Below are 25,086 nucleotides of genomic sequence, written 5' to 3'. Positions count from 1 at the left end.
CTGTCGAAACCCCGCTGGTTGAGCCTGTCGAAACCGAGCCTGTCGAAACCCCGCTCATGCCGAGACCTCCTCGACGATCGCGCCGCCCAGGACTGTCGGTCGCCCTCTCAAGAACGTGGCGACGACCTTGCCCGGCAGCTCGATCCCGGCGTACGGGGTGTTGCGCGAGCGCGAGACGGAGTCCTCGCGGCGCACGACGCGGGTCGCGGCCGGGTCGTACAGGACGACGTTCGCCGGCTCCCCCACCGCCAGCGGGCGCCCGTGCGCGGCGACACGCCCGATCTCGGCGGGCTTGGCCGACATCCGCTCAGCGACCCCGGCCCAGTCGAGCAGGCCGGTGTCGACCATCGCGTGCTGGACGACCGACAGTGCGGTCTCGAGCCCGGTCATGCCGAACGCGGCCGCCGCCCACTCGCACTCCTTGTCCTCACTGGGGTGCGGGGCGTGGTCGGTGGCGACGATGTCGATGATCCCTTCGGCGAGCCCCTCGCGCAGCGCGGCGACGTCGTCGGCCGTGCGCAGCGGCGGGTTGACCTTGTAGAGCGGGTCATACGTAGCCGCGAGCTCGTCGGTCAGCAGCAGGTGGTGCGGGGTGACCTCGGCGGTGACGTCGATGCCGCGCGACTTCGCCCAGCGCACGATCTCGACCGAGCCGCGGGTGGACAGGTGGCAGACGTGCAGGCGCGAGCCGACGTGCTCGGCGAGCAGGACGTCGCGGGCGATGATCGCCTCCTCGGCGACCGCGGGCCAGCCGGTGAGGCCGAGGATGCCGGAGAGCTCGCCCTCGTTCATCTGTGCGCCCTCGGTCAGGCGGGGCTCCTGCGAGTGCTGAGCGATCACGCCGTCGAACGCCTTCACGTACTCCAGCGCTCGTCGCATGAGCACGGCGTCGGAGACGCACTTTCCGTCGTCGGAGAAGACGCGGACGCGAGCGGCGGAGTCCGCCATCGCGCCGAGCTCGGCGAGCTGCTCGCCGCCCAGGCCGACGGTGACGGCGCCAACCGGCGCGACGTCGCAGTAGCCGTGCTCGCGACCGAGGCGCCACACCTGCTCGACGACGCCGGCGGTGTCGGCGACGGGGTCGGTGTTGGCCATCGCGTGGACGAGCGTGAAGCCGCCGGTGGCCGCCGAGCGCGTGCCGGTCTCGACCGTCTCGGCATCCTCGCGACCGGGCTCGCGCAGGTGCGTGTGCAGGTCGACCAGGCCGGGGAGCGCGATCAGGCCGGACGCGTCGAGGGTCTCGGCGTCTGTCGTGTCCAGGTCGGCGCCGATCGCGGGACCGATGTCTGTGATCACGCCGTCGACGATCCGCAGGTCGGCCGCCTGCACGCCGAGGACGTTCGCGTTGCGGATGACGTAGGCGGTCATGCCTGCCCTTCTGTCGTGTCGGGGGTGGTGTCGGGCGCGGACGTCTCGCTCTCGCGGGCGCCGCTGAGCAGCAGATAGAGCGCAGCCATCCGTACGGCGACGCCGTTGGTGACCTGCTCGACGATCACTGAGCGTGCCGAGTCGGCGACGTCGGCGGAGATCTCCATGCCGCGGTTCATCGGACCAGGGTGCATGACGATCGCGTGCTCGGGGAGCTTGGCCATGCGCTTGGCGTCGAGGCCGTAGCGGCGGCTGTACTCGCGGGCACTTGGGAAGTAGGCGGCGTTCATCCGCTCGCGCTGGACCCGCAGCATCATGACGGCGTCAGTCTTGGCCAGCACCGGGTCGAGATCGTACGAGGTGTCGACCGGCCAGCGCTCGACCCCGTACGGCATCAGCGTCGGGGGCGCGACCAGCGTCACCTCCGCTCCGAGGGTCGCGAGAAGCAGGGCGTTGGACCGGGCGACCCGGCTGTGCAGGACGTCGCCGACGATCGCGACGCGGCGCCCGTCGAGGCCCTTCTGGCCAGGTGCGAGGTGGCGGCGCATCGTGAACGCGTCGAGCAGCGCCTGCGTCGGGTGCTCGTGGGAGCCGTCGCCCGCGTTCAGGATCGCGGAGTCGATCCAGCCGGCGCGGGCCAGGCGGGCCGGTGCGCCGGACGCGCCGTGGCGGATGACGACCGCGTCGGCGCCCATCGCCTGCAGGGTCAGCGCGGTGTCCTTGAGGCTCTCGCCCTTGGACACGCTCGACCCCTTGGCGGCGAAGTTGATGACGTCGGCGGACAGACGCTTGGCGGCGGCCTCGAACGAGATGCGCGTACGGGTCGAGTCCTCGAAGAAGAGGTTGACGACCGTACGGCCGCGCAGCGTCGGCAGCTTCTTGATGGGGCGCTCGGCGACAGAGCGCATCTCCTCGGCGGTGTCGAGGAGAAGGACGGCCTCGTCGCGGGTCAGGTCGCCCGTGGACAGCAGGTGCCTCATCGCGCACCGTCCTGTGCAGGTGCGGCCTCGGCGACCTTGGGGGCCGAGACGATGCGGACCTCGTCACGATCGTCGAGTCCGGAGACAGCGACCTTGACCTGCTCCGCCAGCGAGGTCGGCAGGTTCTTGCCGACGAAGTCCGCGCGGATCGGCAGCTCGCGGTGGCCGCGGTCGACGAGGACGGCGAGCTGGACGGCGCGAGGGCGCCCGAGGTCGTTAAGCGCGTCGAGGGCGGCGCGGATCGTCCGGCCGGAGAAGAGGACGTCGTCGACGAGGACCACGACGCGGTCGTCGAGGTCGACGGGGATGTCGGTCTTCTCGAGCGCGCGGGCGGGCTTCATGCGCAGGTCGTCGCGGTACATCGTGATGTCCAGCGACCCGTACGGGACGGGGTGGCCGGCCACGTCGCTCATCCGTTCGGCGACCCGGCGGCCGAGCTCGACGCCGCGGGTGGGGATCCCGAGGACGACGACCTGCGAGGCGCCGCGGTTCTTCTCGATGATCTCGTGGGTGATCCGCGTCAGAGCACGGGAGATGTCGCCTGCATCGAGGACGACAGTGGACGAGGGTCCGGAATCAGAGGTGTGCGCAGACACCGGCTGACCTCCTTCTCCGCCTCACGGGACGGTGGTTAAAGGATGTCTTTCGCGCCTCAGCCTACACGTGTGAGCCCCGTCTCCTAGGGTCCGGGGTGAGCGGTACGGGCCGATATGGATACGCTCCTGCGAGCGTCGCGTGCCGGTGGCAGGCCGTGTCAGGCATGGAGGCGCCAGATCCCGAAGGAGCATGACGATGACGTCATCCCCTTCGCCCTCACGTGACTGAGGGCGACAAGACCAGGCTCATCGCCTGGAACCACGAGCTCCGCACCGTCCACGCACGCCTGCGCGACGCCCTCGAGGTGATGCGTACGGCGCTCGGCGCCGGCGAGCGTGCCGAGCCTGCGACGCGCGACCTGCTGCTGTTCTGCCACGGGTTCTGCGCCGCACTGACCGGCCATCACGAGGGCGAGGACCGCGCGCTGTTCCCGGCGATCGCCGCGGCTCACCCCGAGCTCCGTGACACGCTGCGCGCGCTGGAGCAGGACCACTCGATGATCGCGCACCTGCTGTCGGGGTTGCAGGCTGCCGCGGACCGGGCTGCGTCGCCGGCAGAGCTCGACCGCCACCTCGAAGGCGTCGCGGCGATCATGGAGAGCCACTTCCGCTACGAGGAGCGCGCGCTGCTCACCGTGCTCGAGGGGCTCGCCCTCGACGCCAACCCGAGGGACGTGCTCGGCCCGCTGTGACGGGGTGCGCCGGGCCGGCAGCGCTCACCACCCGAGTGGCGTGAGCGTGGGGGTCAGGCCGACAGCGTCGGCTTGACCTCGACGAGACGGGTCAGGAGCCCGCGGACGAAGGTCGGTGAGTCGTCGGTCGAGAGCTCCGAGGCGAGGTTGGCTGCCTCGGACACCGCGACGGCGTCCGGGACGTCGTCGCGGTAGAGCACCTCGTACGCGCCGATCCGCAGGAGGTTACGGTCCACCGCGGGCATCCGGTCGAGCGTCCAGCCCTGCGCGTACTCCGAGAGCAGCGCGTCGATGCGCGCGCCGTGCTCACGGACGCCCTCGACGAGCTCGATCGTGTACGGGTTGACCGGCGGGTCGCCCGCGGCGACGCGCCCGTCGAGGGTGGCGCCGACCGAACGGCTCTGCAGCTCGCTCTCGAACAGGACGTCGAGCGCGCGCTTGCGGGCCTTGCTGCGTGAACCCGCCATCAGGAGCTGACGCGGCCCTGGTAGGAACCGTCTCGGGTGTCCACCTTGACCTTCTCGCCGGTGGTGATGAACAGCGGGACCTGGATCTCGCGGCCGGTCTCGAGCTTGGCCGGCTTGGTGCCGCCCGACGAGCGGTCGCCCTGCAGGCCCGGCTCGGTGTACTCGATGGTGAGCTCGACCGACGCGGGCAGCTCGATGTAGAGGGGGTTGCCGTCGTTCATCGCGACGACCGCCTCCTGGTTGTCGAGGAGGAAGCCGGCGGCGTCACCGACGACGCTGTCGGACAGCTCGTACTGGTCGAACGTCGCGGTGTCCATGAACACGTACGACGTGCCGTCGTGGTAGAGGAACTGCATGTTGCGCTTGTCGACGTTGGCCACATCGACCTTCACATCGGCGTTGAACGTGCGGTCGACGACCTTGCCCGAGAGCACGCTCTTGAGCTTCGTGCGGACGACGGCCCCGCCCTTGCCGGGCTTGTGGTGCTGGAACCACACGACGGACCACAGCTGCCCGTCGAGGTTGAGCACCATGCCGTTCTTGAGGTCGTTCGTCGTTGCCATCAGGCGAGCTCCAGGAGGTCTTTGGTCGCGACCGTGAGCAGCTCGGGAGCGCCATCGGTCACGACGAGGGTGTCTTCGATGCGCACGCCACCGAGACCGGCCACGTAGATGCCAGGCTCCATCGTCAGGGCTGTGCGACGTTCCAGTCTAGCGGGCGCCCTCGCACTCAGGAACGGGTCCTCGTGGATCCGCAGTCCGACCCCGTGACCGAGGCCGGTCGTGAACGCCTCGAGCCACCCGGCGTCGGCGAGGACCTGGCGGACGAGCGCGTCGACGTCCGCGCAGATCGCGCCCTCGACGCACGCGTCGACACCGGCCTGCTGAGCCGTCCGGACGACCTCGTACACCTCACGCTGCCAGGCATCGGCCTTGCCGACCACGACCGTACGGGTGCAGTCGGCGTGATAGCCGTCGACGCGGGCGCCGAAGTCGATCTTGAGCAGCTCGTCACGCCCGACGGGGCGGTCGGTCGGGTCATGGTGCGGGATCGCGGTGTTCGGGCCGGAGGCGACGATCGTCTCGAACGCGATCGCCTCGGCACCCTTGCCGTACATCGTCCACTCGAGGTCACGGGCGATCTCGCGCTCGGTACGGCCGAGCAGCGGTCCGGCGAGCACCTCGGCGAGCGCCTGGACGGAGATGTCGCACGCGCGCCGCAGGGCATCGAGCTCGCCGTCGTCCTTGACGACGCGCAGCTGCTCGACGGCGGCGCCGAGCGAGACCAGCTCGACGCCGTCGAACGCCTCGCGCGCACGGTCGTAGTCGTCGACAGTGAGGGCGTGGGTCTCGACGCCGATCCGCTGGGCGCCTCCGGTGCCGGAGGCGAGCGCACCGAGCAGGTCGCGGTCGACGACCACCTCGACGTCCGGGGCCTCCTCGGCCGCCTGGTCGCCGTACCGCCCGTCGGTCACGAAGACCGCCGAGCCGTCCTCACCGACGCGTACGGCGCCGTTGGAACCAGTGAACCCGGTGAGGTAGCGGACGTTGACGAGATCGGTGACGACCGCCGCCGCGAGACCCCGCTCGCGCAGGATCGCGGCCAGCCGCTCGCGGCGTGAGAGGTGCTCGGAAGGCATGCCGCCAGCGTACGTGGCGGTCCCCCTCCGCCGGTGCGAGCAGGCGCGAGGAACGAGCGCCGTGTCGAGACCTACCGCGAGATCTCCGCGTACGCGGCGGTGAGCAGCGCCGGGTCGGGCCCGGGGAAGATCGTCGGCTCCGCGAGCGCGTCGAGCACGACGAACCGCAGCTGCGACCCACGCGACTTCTTGTCGAGCCGCATGCCGGCCACCAGCTCGTCCCACACGCCCGGCCGGTATCCGGTCGGAAGACCGACCGAGCCGAGCACGTCGCGGTGCCGCTGCACGAGCGTGGCGTCAATCCGGCCGTCGAGGCGCGACAGCTCGGCGGCATAGACCATGCCGATCGCGACGGCCGCGCCGTGACGCAGCGCGTACGCCTCGTACCGCTCGATCGCGTGCCCGAGCGTGTGGCCGTAGTTGAGCGCCTCGCGCCCGACCGTGCCGTCGGCGCCGGTCTCGTTGAGATCACGTGCCACGACCCCGGCCTTGACCTGGATGCCGCGCTCGATGACCTCGCGCAGGACATCGCTACGGACGTCGAGCACCCCGGCGGGGTCTGCCTCGACGCGGTCCAAGATGACCGGGTCTGCGATGAACCCGCACTTGATGACCTCGGCGAGCCCGGAGCGGACCTCGTTGAGCGGCAGCGTCGTGAGCAGCGCGAGGTCGCAGAGCACGCCGACGGGCTCGTGGAAGGCACCGACGAGGTTCTTGCCCTCCGGCGTGTCGATGGCGGTCTTGCCGCCGACCGCCGCGTCGACCATGCCGAGCACGGTGGTTGGGATCAGCACGTGCTGGACGCCGCGCAGCCACGTGGCGGCAACGAAACCAGCGAGATCGGTCGCCGCTCCCCCTCCGACACCGACGATGGCGTCGGAGCGCGTGAAGCCCGCGCGGCCGAGCACCGACCAGCAGAACGCGGCGACGTCGCTCGTCTTGGCGGCCTCGCCGTCGGGGATCTCGATCGCGTGCCCCGCACGCCCGGTGGCTGCCAGCGAGGCACGGATGGCCTCGCCTAGCCCACGCATCGAGGCCGGGTGGATGACGGCGACCCGCTCGGCCCCCTCGGGCAGCAGCCCAGGAAGCTCGGCGCTGAGGCCGGTGCCGACCACGACGTCGTACGGGGCGTCGGTGGCGATGTGGATGCGGGTGTGTTCGGCCACGGGCGGTCTCCTCGGTCGTGCGTGCGGTCGGTCGCTGCTCAGGCGAGCAGGGCCAAGATCTCCTCGGCGACGTCCTCGGGAGTGCGTCCGTCGGTGCCGACGACGTGCGTCGCGACGGACTCGTACACGGGCCGGCGCGCGTCGAGCAGGGTCTTCATCTGCGAGCGTACGTTCCCCAGGAGCAGGGGGCGGGTCGAGCCGAGGCCGACGCGTGCCGCCGCATCGGCCAGCCCGACGTCGAGGAACACGACGACGTGGCCGTCGAGGGCGCGCCTGGTCTCCTCGCGAACGACCGCGCCACCACCCAGTGCGAGGACGCCACGGTGCTCGGCGAGCGCGTCGCGTACGGCCTGCGCCTCGATCGCGCGGAACCGCTCCTCGCCGTCGGTGACGAACACGTCGGCGATCGTCCGGCCGGTCAGCGCCTCGACGTCGGTGTCGGTGTCGCGCACCGGCACGCCGAGCGCCTCCGACAGCACAGCGGCGACGGTGGACTTGCCGGCGCCTGGAGGGCCGACGAGGACGACGACCGGGCGGTCCTGGGGGCTCACGCGGGAGCCAGGGCCGAGAGGTACGAGGCCACGTTGCGGGCGGTCTCGGTGACCGAGTCGCCACCGAACTTCTCGAGCATCACGTCGGCGAGGGTGAGGGCGACCATCGCCTCGGCGACGATCCCTGCGGCCGGCACGGCAGCGACGTCGGAGCGCTGGTGGTGCGCCTGCGCCGGGGCGCCCGTACGGACGTCGACGGTGCGCAGCGCGCGAGGAACGGTCGCGATCGGCTTCATCGCGGCGCGGACGCGCAGCACCTCACCGGTCGACATGCCGCCCTCGGTGCCGCCGGAACGGCCGGAGGTGCGGCGGATGCCGTCGTCGGTGCTCACGATCTCGTCGTGCGCGAGCGAGCCGCGCGTACGGGCGAGGTCGAACCCGTCGCCGAGCTCGACGCCCTTGATCGCCTGGATGCCCATGAGTGCGGACGCGAGCCTGGCGTCGAGGCGGCGGTCCCAGTGGACGTGGCTGCCCAGGCCCGGCGGGAGGCCGTGGACGACGACCTCGACGACACCGCCGAGCGTGTCGCCGTCCTTGCGGGCGGCATCCACCTCGGCGACCATCGCCGCGGAAGTGGCGGGGTCGAGCGTACGGACCGGGTCGGCGTCGAGGCGCTCGACGTCGGCGGCGGACGGGACGAGGCCAGCGGGCGCCTTGACGGAGCCGAACTCGACGACATGGCTGACGATGCTCGCACCGCAGGCCTGCTCCAGGAAGGCAGTGGCGACCGAGCCGAGCGCCACGCGCGCAGCGGTCTCGCGGGCGCTGGCGCGCTCGAGGATCGGGCGGGCCTCGTCGAAGCCGTACTTCTGCATGCCGACCAGGTCGGCGTGGCCGGGTCGCGGTCGTGTCAGCGGCGCGTTGCGGGCGATGCCCTGCAGCTCGTCGGCGTCGACGGGGTCGGCGGACATCACCTTGTCCCACTTGGGCCACTCGCTGTTGCCGATACGCAGGGCGATCGGGCTGCCGAGGGTGAGCCCGTGACGGATGCCGCCGACGATCTCGAGCTCGTCGGCCTCGAAGTTCATCCGCGCCCCGCGTCCGTATCCCAGCCGGCGGCGCGCCAACGCGTCCGAGATCGTCGCGCTCGATACGGCGACGCCCGCGGGCATCCCCTCCACGACAGCGACCAGTGCGGGGCCGTGGGACTCCCCAGCCGTCAACCAACGAAGCATGGGGGCAAGTCTGTCATGCGTGCCGCGACGCTCCGTCACGGTCTCGCAGCGCGGATCGGGTCAGGCCCACCAACCCGCGAGGGCCGGGCCGAGCATCGCACCGGACCAGGCGCCCAGCGCCATGAACGGACCGAACGGGAACGCCTTGCGGTCGACGAGGCCGAGAGCGCCGAGCGCGAGGCCACCGACGGCGCCGACGACGAACGTCGCGTACGTGCCGACGAGGAGCTCGGCCCAGCCGAGGACGCCGAGGGCGATGCCGAGCAGACCGGACAGCCGGACGTCGCCATAGCCGATGCCACGCGGCGCGATCAGCCACAGGAGGACATACAGCGTCGAGACGATCGCCCAGCCTGCCGCCGCCCGCACGAGCACCGCGGTGTCGCCGGCCAGACCCGCGGCGAGGAGGGCCAGAAGGACGGCGACCGGGTAGGCGGGGAGGACGAGCCGCTTCGGCAGCAGCCGGGTGTGCCAGTCGACGTACGACAGGGTCACGCCCAGGACGACGAAGCCCACCCACAGCGGCAGCGCCGGGTCGAGGCCGAGCTGCCAGCCGAGCGCGCCCGCAAGGACGGCGGAGATGAGCGCGAGTCGCGCGCCGAGGCCGGGACGGGCGGCGAGGTCGGCGTACGGGACCTTCGGTGGTCGCGGTGCCTCGGCGGGCACGGGCACCGGGACGCCGTGACCCGCCTCGCCGTCGGTCACCACTCCCCCCGGCCCGTCGGGGGCCGGGTCGGGCTCGGGGAGCCGGGCGATGACGCGAGGCGCGAGCAGACCGCCGAGCGCCGCGACGACGGCAGCGAGGAGGGCGGCGAGCGCGGCTTCGGGCACGCAGGAACGATAGCCGGGCTGCACGCCGGCCCGCGGGAACCGTCCCCAGGGTCTGCCACGATCGCGTCATGTCTACAGACGCCGAGCGGCTGCGCCGCACGCTCTCGTGCAACCCGTCCTTGGTTACGGTCGTCGAGCGAGCGGCCGCACTCGGGCTGCCGGACTGCTATGTGACCGGGGGCGCGGTGTTCCAGACCGTGTGGAACGTCGTGTGCGGACGGCCGCCCGAGGCGGGCATCAGGGACTACGACGTCTTCTTCTTCGACCCCGATCGGTCGTGGGAGGCCGAGGACGTCGTCATCGGGCGGGCGAGCGAGGCGTTCGTCGACCTCGCCGCGAGCGTCGAGGTGCGCAACGAGGCGAGGGTGCACCTCTGGTACGAGAAAAAGTTCGGTGTTGCCTGCGAGCCGTTCACGGCGACCGAGGACGCGATCGACCACTTCGCCGCTACCACGTGCTGCGTCGGAGTGCGAGCGAACGACGAGGGCGACTGGGACGTCTACGCCCCGCATGGGTTGGACGATGTCTTCGACATGGTGCTGCGGCCCAACCCGGTCCTCGCCCCACGCGACGTGTACGAGGCGAAGGCGGCGCGGTGGCAGCGCGAATGGCCGCGTCTGAGGGTCGACCCGTGGCCGACGGCACGTTGACTCGTCCACAGGTCATCGGCCTCGCTGCCCCTGTGGAGAGACGGCATCCCAGCCCGCGGGACGCGATAGCGTCACACACATGTTCGAAGACGCCACGACGGGTGACACCGCCGAGCGCCTGACCACCGCACTGGTGGAGCGGGTGCTCGCCGCGGTTGGCGCCGCGCGCTCCCGCGCCCTCGCGCACGACGCGCACGAGGCAGAGCTGGGTGCCGCCGAGATCGACGTCGTCGCGATGTGCGAAGAGGTGGTGCGCATCGCGCAGGGTGTCCAGGCCGACGCGGTGCTCGCGCTCGACGTCCGGCGGCGAGGCGTGATGACGCACGTCGAAGAGTCGATGCTCACGCGCTCGCTGTTCACCGAGATCGCGCTCGCCCGCCAGGTGTCCACGCCCGCCGGCGAGCGGACGTACGCCCTCGCTCATGCGCTTGAGCTGCACCCGCAGACGCACGCCCTGCTCCGTGACGGCGCCATCTCGCAGTCTGTCGCGGGCGCTGTCTGCCGCGAGACCACCTACGCATCGGTCGACGACCGGGGTCGCATCGACGCCGAGCTCGCGCCCGCGCTCATCGAGCTCTCGCCGCGACGGGCCGCGAAGGAGGCACGACGCCTCGTGCTCGCTACCGACCCGCACGCCGCGTACGAACGGACGGTCCGCGCACGCGACGACCGGGCGGTCACCTTCTCGCCAGAGCTCGACGCGATGGCGTCGCTGACCGTCTATGGCCCTGCCGAGCAGGTCACGTCCGCGTTCCAACGCCTCGACGATCAGGCGTCGGCGCGCCGAGCCGACGGCGACCCGCGCACCATCCGTCAGCTCATGGCGGACCTGGCGATCGAGGCCTTTACCGGCGCGGGGGTCGGTGCCGACGGGATGAGCGAGGTGCGTGCGGAGATCGGCGTCGTCATGCGACCTGAAGCGCTCTTCTCCGCCGACAACGCCCCCGCCACGCTCGCGGGCTATGGCCCGATCCCCGCTGAGCTCGCCCGTCGGCTCGCCACGTCGGACGACGCATGGGTCCGCCGCTTCTTCACCACACCGGGCGGCGAGCACCTCGCCGGGTCAGACCCGCGGGCGCGACGGTTTAGCGCCGCCGTGCGGCGGCTGGTGCGCACGGTGGACGGCCAGTGTCAGCGACCCTGGTGCGACTGCCGAGTGCGCGACATCGACCACGCGACCCCCTACGCACGCGGAGGTCTGAGCACGCCGCTCAACGCGCAGGGCACGTGCCGACCCGACAACCTCGCCAAAGAGGCACCCGGCTGGACGGTGACCACTGCCGATCCCCACTCCCCGGACGGCTCCACGCTCGCGGCCGAGGTCCGATGGCGCACTCCGACAGGCCACGTCTACGTCAACCGACGACGTGAGCATCTCGGAGGGACTACCGCGGCAACAGGGCCACCGCCCGAGTCGGTCGTCGAGCGACGGTTGATGGAGCTGCGCTGCGCGTGACTGCGTCCCCCGTGGATCAGTGCCCCGCGAGCACCCCGAGCGCTGCGTCGCGCAGCAGCGACGCGCTGACCTCACGCCCGGTCATCAGCCGTACCTGTGCCGCCGCCTGGTGGGCGAGCAGGTCCAGCCCCGACGCGACCGGCACCGCCTCCGCCTGCGCCGCGCGGGCCAGCGGCGTCGGCCACGGGTCGTAGATCACGTCGAAGACCGCGTCGCACCTCGTCGCGAGCCTCGGCGCGTACGTAGCGATGGCAGCGGCCGGAACCGTCGAGACCACGACCTGCGTCGACCGTGGGAGATCGGGCCCGATCCCGGTCACCTCGACGGCGACCGGAGCAGCGTCCTCGCTCCCCTTCTCGAGGCGGCGCGCGAGCTCCATGCCACGGTCCAGGTCTCGTACGGCCAACGTCGCGCGACGCAGCCCGAGGTGCCGCAACGACGCGATCATCGCCTCGGCCGTCGCACCGGCACCGATCACCACCGCGTCCTCGACCGCCTCGACCCCGCGCTCCCGCAGGGCGGCGATCCCCCCGGGCACGTCGGTGTTGAACCCGTGGCGACCTTCGATGTCGACGATCACGGTGTTGACCCCGCCGACCCCACGCGCCGAGGCCTCGACGGTGTCGAGGTACGGGAGCACCGCACGCTTGAGCGGCATCGTGAGCGACAACCCGCGCCACTGCTCGTCCAGACCCGCCAAGAACGTACCGATGCCGTCCTCGTCCACGTCGAACGCCTCATAGCTCCAGTCGTGCAGCCCGAGCACCTCGTACGCCGTCCGGTGCATGACCGGCGACAGCGAGTGTGCGATCGGACTGCCGAGCACCGCGCAGCGCGGCATCAGCAGCCCCCCTGCTCACGGCAGTTCTGGCGCAACTCCTCCACGTTCTGCTGGTGCTCTGAGTAGCTCTCCGCGAACTTCGTCTCACCCGACTCGGCGTCGACGAGCGTGAAGTAGAGCCACGAACCCTCGGCAGGGTTCAGAGCAGCCTCGAGCGCCTTGTTGCCCGGGTTGCCGATCGGGCCTGGAGGCAGACCGGCGTACTTGTACGTGTTGTAGGGCGAGTCGATCTCCCGCGCCTCGGCACTCGTCCAGACGCTGCCGTCCTTGCCGCTGACGTAGTGGATGGTGGAGTCCATCTGGAGCGCCATGCCCTCGTCGAGACGGTTGTAGATCACCCGCGCGACCTTGTCGTAGTCCGCAGTGCCGGCCTCGGCCTGCACGATGCTCGCGACGACGATCGCGTCGTGCGCGGAGATGCCCAGCGCCTTCGCCCGTGCCTCGATGTCGAGCTCGGTCTCGAGAGCGACAGCCTTGCTCACCATCTCCTGCAGCAGCGAGAGCGGCGTCGCGTCAGGCCCGACGGTGTACGTCGCCGGGAAGAGGTAGCCCTCGGCATTGCCGTCGGCCGCCGCCGGGAGCCCCAGCTCAGGGTCCTTCAGGGCGGCGTTGACCTCCTTCTTGGTGAACTCGGTCTTCTTGACGATCTGCCCGACGACCTGGTCGAGACGTGCGCCCTCGGGGACACCGATCGACGCGTCGACGCGGCTCTTCGGGTCGACGAGCGCCTGCACGGCCGCCGAGGCCTGCATCTGCTTGCGCAGCTCGTAGAAGCCCGGCTGCACCTGGTTCATCTCGGGCGCACCCGCGGCGGCGTCGAGGAACGCGTCAACGCTCGCGACGACGTCTTTGGCCTTGAGCTCACGCCCCATCGCGGCGACCGTGTCGCCCTCGCTCACCTCGATGACGACACTTCCGCTGCCGGGCCCGGGGTAGTCTTCCGGCCCGCCGAGGAGGTCGCCAGCGATCCCGACGAGCTTGGAGGCGCCGAGGTAGCCGACGACGCACACCACGGCGACCAGCAGCAGGACGAGGAAGCACCCCGGACCACGCCGCTTCTTCTTGGCGCGTCGTGCCGCCCGGTGACCTGCGGGGCGGCGTTCGCGCTCGGGCATGAGTCCGATGTCGCTCATCGAGCGGCCTCGACCAGTTCGCCGGGCACCCGCCCGCTGGTCCGCTCCACATCGAGGGCCGACTGAAGGATCACGACGGCGGCAGCCTGGTCCACCACAGCGCGCTGCTGCTTGGCCTTGCGCCCGGCCTGACGCAGGCTCTGCTGTGCGGTCACGGTCGACATCCTCTCGTCCACGAGCCGGACGGGGGTAGGAGCGGACGCTGCCGCCAGCTCCTCGGCGTACGCCCGCACCTTGCGAGCCGCCGGCCCCATGCCCCCCGAGAGCGACCGTGGCAAGCCAACCACAATTTCGAAGGCTTGACGATCATTCGCGATGCTCAGGATGTCGCGGATCGAGTCCGGGCCCGCCGCCACGGTCTCCACCGGGGTCGCGAGGATGCCCGACGGATCGCTGGCGCTCACGCCGATGCGGACGTCACCCACGTCGACGCCGATGCGGACCCCGTGCCGCACGTCAGACCGCGCCTTGGATCGCGCGACGGACCGCCTCGATCGCCTGCGGTGCGGCCGCGACCTCCGTGCCACCACCCTGGGCGATGTCGGCCTTGCCGCCTCCGCGACCACCCAGCGACTCCATCGCCGCCTTGATGAGGTCGCCCGCCGCGAGACCGGCCGAGCGGCCTGCGTCGTTGACGGCGACCACGCAGGCGGCCTTGCCGTCGGCCGTGCCGATCATGGCCACGACGGCCGGCCGCGACGAGTCGAGACGTCCGCGGACGTCGAGGGCGAGCGTACGGACGTCCTTCGCAGGGAGGCCGTCGGCGACGTGCCCGACGTACGCGACGCCGTCCACGTCCACCGCGTCCCCAGCGAGGTCGGCAACCGACGACAGCAGCTGCGCAGCACGCAGCTTCTCCATCTCCTTCTCGGCGGTCCGCAGACGTCCGACCAGGTCCGCCACCCGGCCCGGGACGTCGTCGTGCTGGACCTTGAGGAGATCACTGATTTGCGCGACGAGATCGCGCTCGCGAGCGAGGTACGAGAAGCCCTCGAGACCGACCACGGCCTCAACGCGGCGATTGCCCGCGCCCACCGAGCTGTCGGACGTGAGCACGATCGTGCCGATCTGCGACGAGTGAGCCACGTGCGTGCCACCGCAGAGCTCGCGCGACCACGGGCCACCGATCTCGACGACGCGGACGTCCTCGCCGTACGTCTCGCCGAACAAGGCGAGCGCACCGAGCTCCTTGGCCCGCTCGAGCGGCATCACGGCGGCGGTGACCAACAGGTCCTCACGCAGGGCGATGTTCGCGGCCTGCTCGACGTCGTGCATCTGCGTCGGCGACAGCGCGCTCGACCAGCCGAAGTCGAGGCGCAGATAGCCGGGACGGTTGTACGAACCGCTCTGCAGCGCCGTCGGGCCGAGGACCTCGCGCAGCGCCGCGTGCACGACGTGCGTCCCCGAGTGCGCCTGGCAGGCCCCGACGCGCCACTGCGGGTCGACGTCGGCCTGCAGCGCCGTACCCTCGGTCAGCTCGCCCTCCAGCACGCGCACCTGGTGGACGACGAGGCCGCGCAACGGGCGCTGGACGTCGAGCACCTCGGCGCGACCGCCATCCCATACGAGGACACCGGCGTCGGCGCTCTGGCCACCGGACTCCGCATAGAACGGGGTGCGGTCGAGGACCACCTCGGCGACCTGCGACTCTCCCACGGCCGGTGTGCGTCCGGCCTCCTGGATCAGTGACCGGACCTGCGACTCGGTGCTCAGGCGCTCGTACGCGAGCCACTCGGTCGGTCCGTTCGCGTCGAGCGCGTCGCGGTAGATCGTGGTGTCGGCGTGGCGACCCTTCTTGGACTTCGCGTCCGCCTTGGCACGCGCACGCTGCTCGGACATCAGCGCACGGAAGCCCTGCTCGTCGACGGCAAGCCCCTGCTCAGAGGCCATCTCGAGCGTCAGGTCGATCGGGAACCCGTACGTGTCGTGGAGCTGGAACGCCTTGTCGCCCGTGAGGACGGTCGCCCCCTCAGCCTTGGCCGTGTCCGCGGCCAGGTCGAAGATCTGCGTACCCTTCGCGAGGGTCTGGCGGAACGTCTCCTCCTCCGCGTACGCGACCTGCGCGATGCGGGCGAAGTCCGTCCCGACCTCCGGGTACGAGCGCACCATCTCGTCGCGGCTCACCGGGAGCAGCTCCGGCAGGGCGGGGTCCTCATAACCGAGCAGGCGCATCGAGCGCACCGCACGGCGCAGCAGACGGCGCAGCACGTAGCCGCGCCCCTCGTTGCCAGGGGTGACACCGTCACCGATCAGCATGAGTCCACTGCGGACGTGGTCGGCGATGACGCGGAAGCGCACGTCGTCCTCGTGGACCGCGCCGTACCGCTTGCCCGAGAGCGCCGAGGCCTTCTCGATGACCGGGAAGACCTGGTCGATCTCGTACATGTTCTGCTTGCCCTGCAGCAGGTACGCGACGCGCTCGAGGCCCATGCCGGTGTCGATGTTCTTGCTCGGCAGCGGAGCCAGCACGTCGAAGTCGGCCTTGCTGCGGACCTGGCTCAGCTCCTCCTGCATGAACACGAGGTTCCAGATCTCGAGGAAGCGGTCCTCGTCGACGACGGGGCCGCCGTCCGGGCCGTACTCGGCGCCGCGGTCGATGTAGATCTCCGAGCACGGGCCACCGGGTCCGGGCACGCCCATGTGCCAGTAGTTGTCCTCCAGCCCGCGATCCTGGATCCGCTCGTCGGGCAGGCCGGCGATCCTCCGCCACGCGTCGCGCGCCTCGGCATCGCTCGGCAGCACCGTCACCCACACGCGCTCGGGGTCGAACCCGAGCCCGCCGGACTCGACCGCGCCGGTCACCAGCGACCAGGCAAGCTCGATGGCGCCCTCTTTGAAGTAGTCGCCGAACGAGAAGTTGCCGTTCATCTGGAAGAACGTGCCGTGCCGGGTGGTCTTGCCGACCTCTTCGATGTCCTGGGTGCGCACGCACTTCTGAACGCTGGTCGCCCGCTTGAACGGCGGGGTCTCCTGACCAAGGAAGTACGGCTTGAACGGCACCATGCCCGCGTTCACGAAGAGCAGGTTGGGGTCGTCCAGGATCAGCGATGCCGAGGGCACCACCGTGTGGCCGTTCGACTCGAAGTGGTCGAGGAACCGGCGGCGGATCTCCGCTGTGTCCATATGGGGAAGCAGTCCTTACTCGTCGTACGGGGGAAGCTGGCGCGTGGCGGGGGGTCGTCCCGCGGAGGGGGGCAGAGCGCGGGCGAGCGCGTCGGGCGGCAGACCCAGGTGTTCAGCGATCTCGGCCTCGCGCACGCTCATGCCGGAGCGGACCTCCTCGGCGAACGCCTGGAGACCGACCTGCCACGCGGCGACCTGGTCGGTCATCCCGGTCGGGGTGAACCGGTCGGCCATCCGCTTCGCCTTGAAGGTCCCGTACACCCCTGCGGTGGTGCCCGCGACGAACCACAGAACGCGGCTCTTCATCGTGTGCCCTCCTGCTCGGGTGTCGTGGTGCTGCCGGGCCACGACGGGACCTCCGGGGCCACCGACGCCGAACGGGCCGCCTGGCGCGCGGCGCGCCGCCGGATCTTGCGACGACGGCGGAACTCGCGACGGACGATCCCTCGGATCCGATCCCGGCTCTCCGGCCGTAGCGCGTGCATCAGCCCATGGCTCAGCACGGCGCCACGGACCAGCGGACGTCCCATGGTAGCCGCCACGACCTGCTGCTCCGAAGGAAGGACGATGACGGTGCCCTCCTGGGTCACCACCGCCCGCTCGCGCGGGAGGACCTGGCGCTCGGCGCCGCCGACGTGGGCGAGCGGTGTGGGGGCGTAGACGATCTCGGTGGAGGGGGTCTCGACAAGGGGGGTCGCCCGACTGCTCCCCTCGCTCAGCTCGGTCCGCCCGGCCAGCCCGCGCACCTCGGCGCGCAGCCGCGAGAGGGCGCGCACGGCCAGCAGGGCGGCGGCCAGGGCGACGAGCGCGACGCCACAGGCCAGGGCGGTGACCCAGGTCTCGATCGGCATGGGCTCGACCCTACCGACCGGGTCCGCGGTCAGTCACCCGAGCGTTCCGCCGGGTCGCGCAGGATCTCGCGCAGCCGCGCCACCCGCTCCGCGTACGCGGCCTCCGCGCCGCGGCCGGTCGGCCGGTAGTATTCCGCGCCGTCGATCTCGTCCGGCGCGTACTGCTGGCCCACCACCCCCCGCGGGTCGTCGTGGGCGTACTTGTAGTCGTGCCCGTGGCCGAGCTTCTTGGCTCCGGCGTAGTGGGCATCGCGCAGCGCAGGCGGCACCGCCCCTGCCTTGCCCGCCCGGACGTCGGCGCTCGCGGCGGCGATCGCCTTGTACGCGGCGTTGGACTTCGGCGCGAGCGCCAACGTGATCACGACCTGCGAGAGGGTGAGCGCCGCCTCCGGGAAGCCGATCATCTGCACCGCCTGTGCGCCAGCCACCGCAGTCTGCAGCGCTGTCGGGTCGGCGAGGCCGATGTCCTCGCTGGCCGAGATCATCAGTCGGCGCGCGAGGAACTTGGGGTCCTCCCCCGCCTCCACCATCCGCGCCAGGTAGTGCAGCGCCGCGTCGACGTCCGATCCACGGATCGACTTGATGAGCGCGCTCGTGACGTCATAGTGCTGGTCGCCTTGCCGGTCGTACCGGACGGCCGCCCGGTCAACGGCGCTCGCGGCATCGTCAATGGTGATGCGGTCACGGTCCTGGGCCTGCGCCGCACCGGCCGCCGCCTCTAGGTAGGTCAGAGCCCGTCGTGCGTCACCCCCGGCGAGGCGTACGAGGTGGTCACGGGCCTCGTCCTCGAGCACCACCGCCCCCGCGAGGCCGCGCTCGTCGGCGACCGCACGCTCCACGAGGGTGGCGATGTCATCGTCGCTCAGCGGCTCGAGGGTCAGCAGCAGCGAGCGGGACAGCAGCGGCGAGATCACGGAGAAGTGCGGGTTCTCGGTGGTGGCGGCGATCAGCGAGACCCAACGGTTCTCGACGCCGGGCAGGAGCGCGTCCTGCTGCGCCTTGGAGAAGCGGTGGACCTCGTCGACGAACAGCACGGTCTCGCGCCCGCCCTGCGCCAGCATCCGGCGGGCGGACGCGAGCGTCTCACGCACCTCCTTGACGCCGGCCGACACCGCCGACACCTCGACGAAGCGGCGGTTGGTCTGATGGCTGACCAGGGAGGCGAGCGTCGTCTTTCCCGTCCCGGGCGGACCCCACAGGATCAGCGACATCGACTGGTCGCCGTGCACCATCCGCCGCAGGGGTGTGCCGGTGCGCAGGAGCGCCTCCTGGCCGACGAGCTCGTCGAGCGTGCGCGGCCGCATCCGGACCGCCAGCGGCGCGGCGCGGTGGGCCGCGTCGGTCAGGCTGCCGCCACCTGACGGTGCAGGGGCGACGTCGGGGACGTCGAAGAGCCCGTCCGGGGGTGCGCCGTCTGAGTCCACCCGCCCAGGGTACGCGGCCCGGTCAGCCGCTCTGGTCGACGTACATGTCAGCAAAGACGGGCATCGCGAGCAGCTGGTTGACGGCCATGCCGCCGACCCTGCTGCCGTGAGCCAGCACCACACCACCGTGGCCGAGGACGACCGCGGGATAGTGCTTGCGCCCGACCCGTTCATCGAGCGCGCCCCACGCGCGGGCCGCGTCGGCACCACTGAGGGTGTCGAGGGTCTTGTCGATCGCGTCGTCGACGTCCTCGGCAGCGAGCATCGACGGGTTCGGGCGGCTCGGGTCGTCGACGATCTCGCTCGACCACTGTGCTGGGAACCACGACGAGCCGGTGGGCCAGTCGGAGCACCAGCCGGAGTCGACGACGTTGTGCGGACCGTCTGGGTCGAACTGCATCGCGCGGATCTGCTTGGCGGTGGTCGCGACCGGCTGCGGCTCGAACCCGGCGCGCCGCAGTGCTGTCACCACGGCGTCCTTGATCGCGACCTTCTCGGGCACATCGCTCGCGTAGTACCAGCGGACGGCGAACCCGAGCGCGTCCGCCTCCTCGAGCAGGGCGTGTGCGCGCTGCGCGTCCGTCCGGCGGCCGCCGTTGCCGAGCGGGTCGTACGAGCGACGGCCAGCAGTCCCCGGCGGGAGCAGGGTCGTGCCGGGGAGCCTTGTCGTCCCCACACTCTCGCGGCCGGCCTTCCAGGCGGCGTCGTACGGGTACGCCCAGCCGAGCGCCTGGCGGACGCGGCGGTCGGAGATCGAGCGGGTGTCGAGGTACCAGAGATAGGTGCACGGCGTCCCGGCCGCGACCAGCCGCTCGGGCGCGTCGTCGCGCATCCGCTCGAAGGTGTCGGCCGCCACCGAGTCGTACGAGAGCGCGTACTGCGCGTCGCCGGCGTCGTCGACCATCAGCCCGTCGATGCGGTCGGGATCCTGGCCCCACAGGAACGTCCACCCGTCCGCGTACTGGTGGCGTGCCGGGTCGGTCGCCGGGTCCCACCGCGGGTTGCGCTCGAGCGTCAGGGTCGTGCCGTCGCGATAGGTCGAGACCGCGTACGGACCGGTGGCGACCGGCCGCCGACCGTACGCGGCGGGGTCGGCGTCGGCGCTGCGCGGCACCGGTGAGAACTGGGGGAACGACGCGAGATAGGGCATGTCGGCGAACGGGCGCCGCATGTGGAACGTGATCCTGCGGCCCGTGACCTCGATCGCACGGAAGGCGTCGCCGGCGTACCAGTCGGGTTCGTACCCCTCGCGCTGCTTCAGCTCGGCCTTCGTCGCGTACGGGCCGCGGTAGCGGTTGCCGTCGAGGAAGAACGTCTGGAGGTACGCGGGGGCACCCGGCAGCTCCGTGCTGGCGAACGCGCGCTTGACCCCGTACGCGACGTCGGCGGCGGTGATCGGCGCACCGTTCTCGAAGTTGACGCCGGGGCGCAGCGTGAACGTCCATGCGGTGTTGTCGTCGTTGGGGGTGCCGAGGTCGGTGGCGAGGTCGGGGACCAGCACCATCCGCCCGGTGTCGGGGTCGCGGTGGAACTGCGTCAACGACCGCGTGACGAGGCCCGACAAGATGCCCCGCGTGTCGGTGAACGACGACCTGGCCGGATCGAGCGACTCGGGCACGTGCGAGCTGAGGACGGTCAGGGTGCCTCCGCGGGTGGCGCCCTTGATCTCGGGTGCGGGCGCCGGCGCGTCGGGATCGCGTGCGCTGCCCTCGCGCCCTGCAGCGACGTGGTCGAGCGTCGTCACCGTCGGGGAGGATCGTGCGTCGTCGGCCACCGTGCAGCCCACGACGAGCGCACCGACACAGCACAGGGCGATCATGCGCCCGAGCCGGCGTCCCACCCTGACCTCCCTCGTCGTCTCGCCCGCCGACACGACGGCGGGCGCTCACAGGAGCCTAGGCGAGACCCCCGACACGTGACGACCACACGACGATAACGATCCGTACGCGCCCTGCACCCGCCGTGGCCCTCTGGGCCCCTAACATGTGGGTCCCATGAACGATCTCCAAGTGGCCACCCAGGAGCTGCGCGACCTCGGCACCCGCCTGACGACACTGTGCGACCGGTTGAAGTCCGCCGACGGCAGAGCCTCGTACGGCAAGGAGCACCTCGCGCACGAGGATGTCGTCGACGCCATGGACAAGTTCCGTAAGAACTGGGACGACAACCGTGACCACCTGGCCGACAAGCTCTTGAAGCTGGGCGAGCTCGCCACGGAGACCGCCAACGGGTTCGAGGAGGCCGACGAGAAGCTCGCCGCCGAGCTGGTGAAAGCGATCAAGGAAGCGAAGAAGGAGCCGTGACCAAACGCAGCGGAGACTGGGACCTCGTCGGGCACGCGTCCGACCCGATCGAAGCATCAGAGTCGGAGGTACGGACGGTCGCCGACGCGATGCGCTCCCGCGCCGACGAGGCCGACGAGATCAAGCGCATCCTGAAGGCCGTCTCCGACCTCGACGGCTGGCGCGGCAAGGCCGCCGAGGCATTCGCCGACAAGGCGGACGACGTCCTCGAGGACCTCGGCAAGGTCGTCCAGCGCTACGAGGCCGTCGCGACGGCGCTTGACAGCTGGAAGACCAACGTCGAGACCGGGCGCAACGACACCTGGAGCGCCCTCAAGAAGGCCGAGGCCGCCCAGAAGACCGTCGACGAGAACAAGCCGTTCGAGGGTGAGGGCGAGGCGCCGACCGGGCAGGACAAGACCGACGAGACCCGCGAGGGCGCCGAGGGCGACCTGGGCCGCGCGGTGTCGCAGATGCGCGAGGCGATGGAGGTGCTCAACCGCGCCGCCCGCGACCGCAAGAACGACATCGAGGACGCCGCCGAGATCTGGGACGACGGCTGGTGGGGCGACTTCAAGGGCTCCGTCCGCGACATGGCCGACGTCATCCATCGCGTCGTGGAAGTGCTGAAGATCATCGCGCTCGTCCTTGGCGCCCTGATCCTCGTGCTGGTGTTCACGATCGGCGCACCCTTCGCGCTCGTCGTCGCCGCTATCGTCCTCAGCGTCGCGATCCTGGCCGGCACGCTGCTTCTGTACGCAGCCGACACCGGGCACTACAGCGGTGCCGACGTCGGATGGGCCCTCGTGGATGTCGCTCTGTCGCTCGTGGGCGGCAAGGCTGCGTCCGCTGCGCTGCGCGGGATCAAGAGCCTCGCGCCGCAGGTCGCCTCGCGCCTGAGCCAGACGACCAAGGCCGCTGCACTGAACAGGCTCATCAGTGGCAAGGTGACGCAGTTCAACAACGCCCTGAAGATCAGCAACCCGAGCAACAACCTCGCGCGCTGGACGCAGAAGCTGACCGGCGCCGCGGCGCAGGAGGGCCAACGTGCCGCCGACGACCTGATCGGGCTCATCAACACCGCCCCGACGAAGCTGCCGGCCACGGTCGCCGAGAGTCTGCGCAACGGTGGCCGCGAGCTGGCCGGGCTGAACCAGCAGCTCGCCGCACTGCGCCGCGCCACCGACGACGCCGCCCATGCCCTGCAGCTCGACAAGGTCGCGCGCAACATCAAGATCGAGCAGATCGTGTTCACCACCGACTTCGCCAACAAGGTCCGTGACGCCGTCGGGTCGGTCCCGAAGCTCCCTGAGACGTTCGACACGATCAGCGGCAAAGATCCTCAATGACTGAGACCCACCAGGTGAGCTGGGCGACGGGACGGGGCTTGTCGATCCCCGCTGCGCGCCACGTCCGCCTCGTCGCCGACGGCGGTGAGCTGTGGCTCCACGACTCGGACGCCGAGCCACGGCTCCTGGGGACGGCCGCCTCACTCACCCGCGCACATCCGCGCACCCACAGCGAGCTGCGGTCGCTACGGCGGTGGCCCGCCGACCCTGCCGACGAGAGCCTGCTCCGACAGGTGCCCGCGTCTGGGGTGGTGCGCCGGATCGAGGCCGAGCGGGACCGTCAGGAGGCTCTCGCCCCCAGCGGCGCGCTGGTCCTGTCCGGCCCGGACGGACCGGTGATCACCGTGCCGCTCCTCGACGTCGTGCCGCCGGGAGCCCCTGCGAGCGACGCTCTGCGGGCCTCCGGTGCGGCGGCACTGGTCCGCGCGCTGGGGCTGACTCTGCAGGAGGGCCCCCCGCTCGACCGGACGCAGCGGGCCGCGGAGAGCCGGGTCCTGCTGCGGCCGCAACGTCGGCAGCTGAGGCTCGCCCGGCTCGTCTGGACGATGGCCGTGGTGTCCGTCGTCATCGTCCTGGTCGCCTTGCAGGCCGGCGTGGACTGGCCCGCGTGGCCGCACGCCGTGGCCTGCCTGCTCGCGGTCGCCGCCACCGCCGGCCTCGTACGAAGCCGCCTGGCATTCCGACGTCTCACCCGCACCCCGCTCGAGGCAGCCGGACGGTCGGTGTACGACGTGCCTGGCGGCGTTGCCGGGACGCAGGTGCAGTTCGGGCATGACGACGTCGTGATCGTCCGCCCGTACGAGGCTCAGGAGATCTGGCTTCGTGGACCGGCCACGGGCGGGGTGGCGCTGGTCGAGCTCGGAGCCGCACAGGTGCACCTGCGAGATGCCGAGGGCGCGCTGTTGGCAGGATTCGACACCGCTGAGCTGGTGCCCGCCACCGCCGATGCGGACCGGTTGCGCGCCTGCTGCGAGACGGCCGGCATCGAGGTCACGGCTGGGAGGCTTGACGCCGAGGTCGGCACCGGTGCGACGACTCCATTGCGGCCGATCGATGGCCGGGCAGGGTGGGAGCTGACCGAACGAGAGTCCGGAGCACTGGGCCTCAGCGTCCCGATCGTCTGTGGTCTGGCCGCAGTCCTCGGGTTGGTCGCACCGCTCGGTCCAGGGGCGAAGGTCGACGCCTTCGGCTGGCTCCTCGTCGCCGCGGGCGTCGCCTGTGTCCTGGCGGTGCTGTGGGGCGCGGTCAGCCAGCAAAGGTGGCGCCGCAGCGTCGGACGCGATCATGGACAGTACGAGCAGGAGCGTGCACGTTGAGTGACATCGAGGCCACGGGACACGTCGACTGGGTTCCGATCCCGCTCGACGCCGACGCCGACAGCCTGGACGTTCGGTGGCGCGAACGCTTCGGCGACGCCCGCGAGGTCGTCGACTCGATCGCGTTCATGCTCGGCGTTCGGGCCAGCCTGCTGCGCGCCAACGCCGACGCGGACGCGAGCCAGGTGCTCAACCTGGCCGGCTGGGTGATGACCACCGAGCCCGACGATCTGTCGCGGCTGTCGGCATACGCGGTCCTGCGGGCGTTCCCCGCGAGCCCCGCCCTGGACGCCGCGCACCTCGTGGCCCAGATCGTCGGCGACGAACCGGTGTTCTCCGGACCCGAGATCACCGAGATGGAGACCAAGTCCGGTACCGCGGTGAACGTCGTGTTCCGGCCGTTCGTGGGCGACGAGGTGCACGAGCACCTGATGGTGCTGTGGTCGCGGCCGGACCAGGGGATCTGCTACCAACTGGCGGCCTACCAGTCCGACCTGCTCACCTCCTACCGGGTGCAGCCCTCGTTCGAGGAGCTCGCCGCGGGGATCGAGGGACTGTGAACACACGCGAACGCACCGTCGAGGTGGCACCGGGCTGGCGGGTGATCCTGCCAGCGGGCTGGATCTCGCTGCCGACCGACCCCGAGCAGGCGCCGCGGGCGATCACGGGGCTGGTCGACGCCGCACTCGAAGGCAAGCCCCGCGACGAGCTCATCACCACGCGCATCGAGATCGAGCGGACGTTGCGCGGGCAGTGCGACCAGGCTCACCGCCAGGGAGCCCGCTACCTGCACTCGCTGTTCGAGCCCATCGCCGGTGCCCTGGTCAGCGCCAGCCTGGTCGCCACCGAGTTCGTCGTCGAGGACACCGACTCGCTCGCCAACACGCTGCTGATGGACTTTCGGGAGGGCGACGCCGCGGTCGACGTCGGGTTCGTCGACGTCGGCGAGCACGGCGCGCTGCGCCGGGTGCGCGAGGAGGTCGCGACCGATCTGTTCCCCGACCAGCCGCAACCGGTCAACACCCTCAGCGTCGACTTCGTCGTGCGCCTGGACGCCACCCACTTCGGCCTGCTCACCTTCGCGACGACGACGATGCCGCTGCGCGACGAGCTGGTGCTCCTGTTCGACGCCATCGCCGCGACGCTGCACCCCATCCCCGCGTCAACCTCCACTGCCAGTTGAGCGAGCCCGCCGC

At 71.2% G+C, this 25,086-nt stretch carries 26 protein-coding genes; 8 read left to right on the top strand and 18 right to left on the bottom strand.

The genetic code is table 11. The features are described from left to right. Window positions 1-54: 54 nt before the first annotated feature. Genes H4N58_RS09090 through pyrR form a run of 3 tightly spaced genes read right to left on the bottom strand, consistent with a single transcriptional unit; the run spans window position 55 to window position 2,944 of the window. Entirely contained in the window at window positions 55-1,368 is a 1,314-nt protein-coding gene (locus H4N58_RS09090) for a dihydroorotase (protein WP_167251789.1), read from the bottom strand. Next, on the bottom strand, window positions 1,365-2,348 hold the full coding sequence (locus tag H4N58_RS09085) for an aspartate carbamoyltransferase catalytic subunit (protein ID WP_167009010.1): 984 nt from the start codon (window positions 2,346-2,348) through the stop codon (window positions 1,365-1,367). Before H4N58_RS09085 ends, H4N58_RS09090 begins: the two co-directional genes overlap by 4 nt. Next, on the bottom strand, window positions 2,345-2,944 hold the full coding sequence (pyrR, locus tag H4N58_RS09080; protein ID WP_167009008.1) for a bifunctional pyr operon transcriptional regulator/uracil phosphoribosyltransferase PyrR: 600 nt from the start codon (window positions 2,942-2,944) through the stop codon (window positions 2,345-2,347). The genes H4N58_RS09085 and pyrR overlap by 4 nt, the downstream gene beginning before the upstream one ends. A 221-nt stretch (window positions 2,945-3,165) precedes the next feature. Here pyrR and H4N58_RS09075 point away from each other — a divergent pair, with 221 nt between their 5' ends. Continuing rightward, window positions 3,166-3,636 carry a hemerythrin domain-containing protein gene (locus tag H4N58_RS09075; protein WP_167251790.1) on the top strand — a complete coding sequence of 157 codons (471 nt, stop codon included), beginning with the start codon at window positions 3,166-3,168 and terminating at the stop codon, window positions 3,634-3,636. Between the two features lie 53 nt (window positions 3,637-3,689). Here the strand turns inward: H4N58_RS09075 and nusB are convergent, their stop codons facing one another. From nusB to H4N58_RS09045, 7 genes are all read right to left on the bottom strand, one after another. Next, entirely contained in the window at window positions 3,690-4,103 is a 414-nt protein-coding gene (gene nusB, locus H4N58_RS09070; protein WP_167009002.1) for a transcription antitermination factor NusB, read from the bottom strand. After that, window positions 4,103-4,669 (bottom strand): elongation factor P, encoded by a 567-nt coding sequence (gene efp, locus H4N58_RS09065; protein WP_167009378.1) that lies wholly within the window; start codon window positions 4,667-4,669, stop codon window positions 4,103-4,105. The genes nusB and efp overlap by 1 nt, the downstream gene beginning before the upstream one ends. Next, entirely contained in the window at window positions 4,666-5,742 is a 1,077-nt protein-coding gene (locus H4N58_RS09060; protein WP_167008999.1) for a Xaa-Pro peptidase family protein, read from the bottom strand. The genes efp and H4N58_RS09060 overlap by 4 nt, the downstream gene beginning before the upstream one ends. 71 nt (window positions 5,743-5,813) lie before the next feature. After that, a complete protein-coding gene (gene aroB / locus H4N58_RS20395) occupies window positions 5,814-6,908 on the bottom strand; it encodes a 3-dehydroquinate synthase (protein ID WP_167008996.1) in 1,095 nt (364 codons plus the stop codon). A 38-nt stretch (window positions 6,909-6,946) separates the two neighbouring features. After that, window positions 6,947-7,459 (bottom strand): shikimate kinase, encoded by a 513-nt coding sequence (locus H4N58_RS20390; protein ID WP_167008993.1) that lies wholly within the window; start codon window positions 7,457-7,459, stop codon window positions 6,947-6,949. Then, the gene (gene aroC / locus H4N58_RS09050; RefSeq protein ID WP_167251791.1) at window positions 7,456-8,634 is read right to left on the bottom strand and encodes a chorismate synthase; all 1,179 of its coding nucleotides are present in this window, start codon (window positions 8,632-8,634) and stop codon (window positions 7,456-7,458) included. Before aroC ends, H4N58_RS20390 begins: the two co-directional genes overlap by 4 nt. Before the next feature lie 60 nt (window positions 8,635-8,694). Then, window positions 8,695-9,465: an A24 family peptidase gene (locus H4N58_RS09045; protein ID WP_167251792.1), complete on the bottom strand. Its 771-nt coding sequence runs from the start codon at window positions 9,463-9,465 to the stop codon at window positions 8,695-8,697. Between the two features lie 68 nt (window positions 9,466-9,533). Between H4N58_RS09045 and H4N58_RS09040 the strand changes: the two genes are divergently transcribed. Both H4N58_RS09040 and H4N58_RS09035 read left to right on the top strand, forming a co-directional pair. Beyond that, entirely contained in the window at window positions 9,534-10,115 is a 582-nt protein-coding gene (locus H4N58_RS09040) for a nucleotidyltransferase family protein (protein ID WP_167251793.1), read from the top strand. 79 nt (window positions 10,116-10,194) lie between these two features. Beyond that, complete coding sequence (locus tag H4N58_RS09035) at window positions 10,195-11,571, top strand: HNH endonuclease signature motif containing protein (RefSeq protein WP_167251794.1); 1,377 nt, start codon at window positions 10,195-10,197, stop codon at window positions 11,569-11,571. Between the two features lie 16 nt (window positions 11,572-11,587). On the opposite strand, the gene H4N58_RS09030 is transcribed toward H4N58_RS09035, so the two are convergent. The 8 genes from H4N58_RS09030 to H4N58_RS20635 are packed head-to-tail and all read right to left on the bottom strand — an operon-like array spanning window position 11,588 to window position 20,783. Further along, window positions 11,588-12,412, bottom strand: a complete 825-nt coding sequence (locus H4N58_RS09030) for a shikimate dehydrogenase (protein ID WP_167251795.1) — start codon at window positions 12,410-12,412, stop codon at window positions 11,588-11,590. Next, on the bottom strand, window positions 12,412-13,545 hold the full coding sequence (mltG, locus tag H4N58_RS09025; RefSeq protein WP_167008978.1) for an endolytic transglycosylase MltG: 1,134 nt from the start codon (window positions 13,543-13,545) through the stop codon (window positions 12,412-12,414). Before mltG ends, H4N58_RS09030 begins: the two co-directional genes overlap by 1 nt. Continuing rightward, window positions 13,542-14,000 carry a Holliday junction resolvase RuvX gene (gene ruvX / locus H4N58_RS09020; protein ID WP_220471295.1) on the bottom strand — a complete coding sequence of 153 codons (459 nt, stop codon included), beginning with the start codon at window positions 13,998-14,000 and terminating at the stop codon, window positions 13,542-13,544. The genes mltG and ruvX overlap by 4 nt, the downstream gene beginning before the upstream one ends. A 1-nt stretch (window position 14,001) precedes the next feature. After that, the gene (gene alaS / locus H4N58_RS09015) at window positions 14,002-16,668 is read right to left on the bottom strand and encodes an alanine--tRNA ligase (RefSeq protein ID WP_167251796.1); all 2,667 of its coding nucleotides are present in this window, start codon (window positions 16,666-16,668) and stop codon (window positions 14,002-14,004) included. Window positions 16,669-16,683: 15 nt separating this feature from the next. Continuing rightward, on the bottom strand, window positions 16,684-16,974 hold the full coding sequence (locus H4N58_RS09010; RefSeq protein WP_167008969.1) for a DUF6167 family protein: 291 nt from the start codon (window positions 16,972-16,974) through the stop codon (window positions 16,684-16,686). Continuing rightward, on the bottom strand, window positions 16,971-17,519 hold the full coding sequence (locus H4N58_RS09005) for a hypothetical protein (RefSeq protein ID WP_167251797.1): 549 nt from the start codon (window positions 17,517-17,519) through the stop codon (window positions 16,971-16,973). The genes H4N58_RS09010 and H4N58_RS09005 overlap by 4 nt, the downstream gene beginning before the upstream one ends. Window positions 17,520-17,548: 29 nt before the next feature. Then, window positions 17,549-18,943, bottom strand: coding sequence for a replication-associated recombination protein A (locus H4N58_RS09000; protein ID WP_243845164.1), 1,395 nt, complete (start codon window positions 18,941-18,943; stop codon window positions 17,549-17,551). Between the two features lie 22 nt (window positions 18,944-18,965). Beyond that, a complete protein-coding gene (locus H4N58_RS20635) occupies window positions 18,966-20,783 on the bottom strand; it encodes an ABC transporter substrate-binding protein (protein ID WP_243845165.1) in 1,818 nt (605 codons plus the stop codon). Between the two features lie 154 nt (window positions 20,784-20,937). Here H4N58_RS20635 and H4N58_RS08995 point away from each other — a divergent pair, with 154 nt between their 5' ends. From H4N58_RS08995 to H4N58_RS08975, 5 genes are read left to right on the top strand one after another with little or no spacing between them, the layout of a single operon-like run. After that, window positions 20,938-21,246, top strand: a complete 309-nt coding sequence (locus H4N58_RS08995) for a hypothetical protein (RefSeq protein WP_167008960.1) — start codon at window positions 20,938-20,940, stop codon at window positions 21,244-21,246. Beyond that, window positions 21,243-22,574, top strand: coding sequence for a WXG100 family type VII secretion target (locus tag H4N58_RS08990; RefSeq protein WP_167008957.1), 1,332 nt, complete (start codon window positions 21,243-21,245; stop codon window positions 22,572-22,574). Before H4N58_RS08995 ends, H4N58_RS08990 begins: the two co-directional genes overlap by 4 nt. Next, window positions 22,571-23,890: a hypothetical protein gene (locus H4N58_RS08985; RefSeq protein WP_167251799.1), complete on the top strand. Its 1,320-nt coding sequence runs from the start codon at window positions 22,571-22,573 to the stop codon at window positions 23,888-23,890. The genes H4N58_RS08990 and H4N58_RS08985 overlap by 4 nt, the downstream gene beginning before the upstream one ends. Beyond that, complete coding sequence (locus H4N58_RS08980) at window positions 23,887-24,450, top strand: hypothetical protein (RefSeq protein ID WP_167008952.1); 564 nt, start codon at window positions 23,887-23,889, stop codon at window positions 24,448-24,450. The genes H4N58_RS08985 and H4N58_RS08980 overlap by 4 nt, the downstream gene beginning before the upstream one ends. Continuing rightward, window positions 24,447-25,073, top strand: a complete 627-nt coding sequence (locus tag H4N58_RS08975) for a hypothetical protein (protein WP_167251800.1) — start codon at window positions 24,447-24,449, stop codon at window positions 25,071-25,073. The genes H4N58_RS08980 and H4N58_RS08975 overlap by 4 nt, the downstream gene beginning before the upstream one ends. Window positions 25,074-25,086 lie beyond the last annotated feature (13 nt).

The sequence above is a fragment of the Mumia sp. ZJ1417 genome (assembly GCF_014127285.1).
In the GTDB taxonomy this organism is placed as follows: Bacteria; Actinomycetota; Actinomycetes; order Propionibacteriales; family Nocardioidaceae; genus Mumia.
This window is presented reverse-complemented; position numbering and strand designations above follow the sequence as displayed.